Origin of the sequence: Synechococcus sp. R55.2 (assembly GCF_047462075.1) — a bacterium.
Taxonomy (GTDB): domain Bacteria; phylum Cyanobacteriota; class Cyanobacteriia; order Thermostichales; family Thermostichaceae; genus Thermostichus.
The window spans coordinates 1-3588 of the sequence record NZ_JANSIH010000335.1 but is presented as its reverse complement, the minus strand read 5'-3'; the positions used below and the strand labels follow the sequence as shown (position 1 = coordinate 3588).

The following is a 3588-nucleotide window of genomic DNA, read 5'->3' as shown; positions in this document are numbered from 1 at the left end:
CCTCCCGGCACTGACCCTACGGGTACAGTGCGGGGCTCCTGCGATTTCTAGCTGATCCGCCCATTTCTTTCATGGCATCGAAGAATCGAAGAGTTTGCTTCTTGCGCCTTCAAGACAAAGACTGTACCCCTGCCGATAGATGCGGGTTTTGGCTGCGGGGCTCTGGATAGGTGGGAAACTCTCGGTCAATAGCGTAAACGGCTCAATTCCCGTCGCAGTCAGGATCGGGATGACAGGATTTGAACCTGCGGCCCTCTGCTCCCAAAGCAGATGCGCTACCAAGCTGCGCTACATCCCGGCTTAGCTTTTGTGATTATGCCAGATCCCCGCCTCCGATGCACACCCAAGCAGGGATCCCTCGCTCAAGGCAACAAGGGAAACAAACATTTGTCCAGGTCAGGACTTGAGCATCTTGGCCGGCATGACAATGAGGGTATTCCCCTGTCGCTCCACCACGTAGAGCTCCTGCCCGGCTTGGATTTCCAGGTTGGGAATGCTGCACTTGGCGTTCCAGGTGGAACCCAGATAAGAAACCCGCCCCCGTTCGCCTGGGGGAATGGGGGTGATTGCCCGCGCCTCGCGAGATTCCTCTACCTGAACCGATCCATGGGGCACCAGACGGCGGCTGAGGATAATCAACACCACCGATGCCCCAATCCAGCTGGCAAATTGTACCCAGATCGGCAGCCCCAAATAAGCCAAAAGCCCCGCCAAGAGCGCCGCCAGCCCCACCGAGCCGGCAACCAATTCTGGCAAAAACAATTCGGCAGAAATGAGGACTAACCCGATGATGATCCAAGGCCAAACCATAGAATCCAGGGATCCCACCTAACTCAGTATGGCTCAAAACCCCTGGATCCTCAGCAGGGATCCCTTGTCCTTAGGGAGACTGGTTGGGGCCTACCCGCCCAAGCGGTAATTCTCCAAAAACTGCAGGGGATCCATCTCCTCCTGAGGGGAGCTTTTGGGTAGGTTCTTGGATTCGGCGATCCGCATCAAGGTCTCCCAGTCGGTGCTCATGACAAAGGCCACGGCTTGGCGAGCCGCCTCTCGGTGGGGGCAGTCCTCTCCCAAGACACAGCCATCTCGACAGAGGGTGGCGCAATCGTGCGCAGTGCTCCTGGGATCCGGGCCAGCCATGATGTCTTCCTCTCGGTGGGTTTCACGTTTTCTTTAGGATACCTGAAGAGAATCTTGCGCTTGCAGGAGATTTGGGTCAGGGCGGGTAGCTTGGATGAGGAGATGAGGCGACAAGACCTGTTCAAGCGCAGAGGAGCCTTATGGAGTTTTCGCAATTGCAAGCGCTGGTGGATCGAGCCTTGGAAGACAAGAAGCTCACCCGCACAGAGGTGGATCAAATCGTCAACGCCATCCGGTCGGACGGCAAAATCTCCCCCGAAGAGATAGGCTTGCTGGAGTCCATTCGCGAAATGGTGCTCCGTCGGGAGATTCAGGTGGTGGAAACGGCAGATTGAGGGGCAGGGATCCCCTGTTGCAAGTAGAGGGTGACTTCGCTGCGATTGTGAAACAGGTGGCGGGCTCTCACCAGGGGGAAGGCACTACCCAAAATCTCCAGACTTTGCCGCAGCACCCGCAGGCGGTGTTGGTGGGGTAGCTTCAGGGTCATCACAGCTCTCCCCTGTGGCTCCAGATGGGGAGCAAAAGCCACCATCAGGTGGGCGGAAGCCGGGCCATCCATGCGCATGTCGTTGAGGATCAGGTGAAACCGGCCTGGGCCACGGGCCAGGTAGGCTTGGGCGCTGAGGCAATGGTGGCGGATCCCCGGATCTTGGCTGAGGCGCTCGTCCAAGTCCCCCGGATCCACTGCTGTGACCTGCTGGCCATATAGGCGCAAAATGCGCGACCATCCCCCCGGTGCTGCCCCCAGATCCAGAGCCTGTCCCCCCGGCACCAAGGGAATCTGAAACACCTGGATGGCCTCCAGCAGCTTAAACTCGGAGCGGCTGATTTGCTCTGGATCCCGCCGAAAGCGATGGATCCCACCGGCCCAGTTGGAGAGGTTCTGGGCAGCCAAGGATAGGCCCAGCCAAGCGCGAATGCCCATCGGTTGAGCCAGGATCACCACCGAGATCACCTGCTGTGGGTCTTTGACCTGCAGGGGGGATCCCACCGCCGCGATCACCTGTTCTGCCAAGGTTTCATTGACCTGGAAGGGCTTGAGATTCCGCTCCCCAAACAGGCGCGTCTGAACCGAAAAGCTGAGGGCGGGGTCAATGGCTGCCAACATTTCCCCATCAAGGCGCAATTCAACTAAGGATCCCTCGGCCAGCCGCCGTTCTTGGTGAATGGGGCAGATGTGGCGTAAAAAAATGGGCGGGTCAGCTTGCCAAGCCTCAGCCAGGTCAGCAAATGAGCGTTGGCTGCACACCCATACCAAGCCAGGTGCTTCCTTTAGCCGCTGCACGGCAGCCTCTGGATCCGCAGCTTCTATCTCCCGGATCGCCAAATCCAGAAAATCTGGGTCAGCACTGCCCAGCCATGTATGGGTATCAGGGGGGAGAGGATTGCTCAACGGGCTCGCTGCCAACGCACGTAGGGTAAAGAAGCGGCTACTTGCTGAATCTGGGCTTGGGCGGCCAGCAGTTGTCCTGTGGCGTCCCAGGTGCCCTGCACCAGCATTTGCCAGGCTCCCTGGGGGATCTCCACAGCAGCGGTATTTGCCTCCCAGCGCACCTGTTTGTTGGGCAGATCCAGCGTCAACTGGAGCTGGGGATTTTCCGCCACCGCCTTCTGCAGGGCTTGAATCACAGCCGGGGGTGCCGTGACACAAGGGATCCCTAGGGCCAAGCAGTTGCCGAAGAAAATCTCGGCAAAGCTTTCACCGATGAGAGCGCGGATCCCCCACTTGGCCAGCGCTTGGGGCGCATGCTCCCGACTGGAGCCACAGCCAAAATTGACATTGACCACGAGGATCTGGGCTCCCTGGTACTGGGGTTGATCGAAGGGGTGTTGGCCGGGATCCTGGGCGCGGTCGTCGGCAAACACGTGCTGGCCCAAGCCGTCGAAGGTGACGCACTTCAAAAAGCGGGCCGGGATAATCCGATCGGTGTCGATGTCGTTGCCCAGCAGGGGGATCCCTCGGCCTGTGACGGTCAAAACTTCGCTTGGCATGGGAACTTCGATGAACTTCTGAACTCGATCTTTGGACTTGATCTATCTGGAGATCGGCTTCAGGGGACTGGAATGCTCGGCAAAACCCTGCCCGGCTGCAGATGGGCCAGCCTCAACGACAAAAGGGGAAGGCTCAGCTCGGCTACCGGCGGTAAACCTGATTTTCCAAATTGCGCACCTGCCGCTCCAGCCGATCCAGCCGCCCCCGCAGCTCGTCCATTTCCGATTGGCGGGGCACGCCCAGATCCTGCAGGACGTTGCGCACCTGCCGCTGAACGTAGGATTCAAAGTTACTCTGCTCGGCCTTCACCTGGTTGAGCAGGTTGTTGATGACATTGGATGCCTCTTCTGGGTTGAGCTGCCCCTTCTGCACCAAGTCGTCGGCAGCCTTTCTCAACTGATCTGCCAACATAATCGTTGAGCACAAGCCCGTACTCAGGTGAGCATATAACCGCC

6 protein-coding genes and 1 tRNA gene are annotated in these 3588 nt (G+C 58.8%); 1 reads left to right on the top strand and 6 read right to left on the bottom strand.

Annotated elements, in window-relative coordinates:
• Nucleotides 1-224: 224 nt before the first annotated feature.
• From NW838_RS10710 to NW838_RS10700, 3 genes are all read right to left on the bottom strand, one after another.
• Nucleotides 225-298: transfer RNA gene (locus NW838_RS10710), tRNA-Pro, on the bottom strand.
• A 98-nt stretch (nt 299-396) separates the two neighbouring features.
• Nucleotides 397-810, bottom strand: a complete 414-nt coding sequence (locus NW838_RS10705; RefSeq protein ID WP_414346738.1) for an NfeD family protein — start codon at nt 808-810, stop codon at nt 397-399.
• Between the two features lie 90 nt (nt 811-900).
• Nucleotides 901-1140 carry a hypothetical protein gene (locus NW838_RS10700; RefSeq protein WP_011433611.1) on the bottom strand — a complete coding sequence of 80 codons (240 nt, stop codon included), beginning with the start codon at nt 1138-1140 and terminating at the stop codon, nt 901-903.
• A 140-nt stretch (nt 1141-1280) separates the two neighbouring features.
• Between NW838_RS10700 and NW838_RS10695 the strand changes: the two genes are divergently transcribed.
• Nucleotides 1281-1475 carry a hypothetical protein gene (locus NW838_RS10695; protein WP_011433610.1) on the top strand — a complete coding sequence of 65 codons (195 nt, stop codon included), beginning with the start codon at nt 1281-1283 and terminating at the stop codon, nt 1473-1475.
• On the opposite strand, the gene NW838_RS10690 is transcribed toward NW838_RS10695, so the two are convergent.
• The 3 genes from NW838_RS10690 to NW838_RS10680 all read right to left on the bottom strand — a co-directional run bounded on the left by NW838_RS10690 (nt 1451) and on the right by NW838_RS10680 (nt 3544).
• A complete protein-coding gene (locus NW838_RS10690; RefSeq protein ID WP_414428021.1) occupies nt 1451-2533 on the bottom strand; it encodes an SAM-dependent methyltransferase in 1083 nt (360 codons plus the stop codon). The genes NW838_RS10695 and NW838_RS10690 overlap by 25 nt on opposite strands.
• Entirely contained in the window at nt 2530-3132 is a 603-nt protein-coding gene (gene leuD / locus NW838_RS10685) for a 3-isopropylmalate dehydratase small subunit (RefSeq protein ID WP_414428020.1), read from the bottom strand. Before leuD ends, NW838_RS10690 begins: the two co-directional genes overlap by 4 nt.
• 142 nt (nt 3133-3274) lie before the next feature.
• Nucleotides 3275-3544 carry a phasin family protein gene (locus NW838_RS10680; RefSeq protein WP_414428022.1) on the bottom strand — a complete coding sequence of 90 codons (270 nt, stop codon included), beginning with the start codon at nt 3542-3544 and terminating at the stop codon, nt 3275-3277.
• Nucleotides 3545-3588: the final 44 nt, after the last annotated feature.

Excerpts from the sequence above, each read along its gene's own strand:
- NW838_RS10700 (WP_011433611.1), bottom strand. The coding sequence starts at position 1,140 with ATGGCTGGCCCGGATCCCAGGAGCACTGCGCACGATTGCGCCACCCTC.
- NW838_RS10695 (WP_011433610.1), top strand. The coding sequence starts at position 1,281 with ATGGAGTTTTCGCAATTGCAAGCGCTGGTGGATCGAGCCTTGGAAGAC.
- NW838_RS10680 (WP_414428022.1), bottom strand. The coding sequence starts at position 3,544 with ATGTTGGCAGATCAGTTGAGAAAGGCTGCCGACGACTTGGTGCAGAAG.
- leuD (WP_414428020.1), bottom strand. The coding sequence starts at position 3,132 with ATGCCAAGCGAAGTTTTGACCGTCACAGGCCGAGGGATCCCCCTGCTG.
- NW838_RS10705 (WP_414346738.1), bottom strand. The coding sequence starts at position 810 with ATGGTTTGGCCTTGGATCATCATCGGGTTAGTCCTCATTTCTGCCGAA.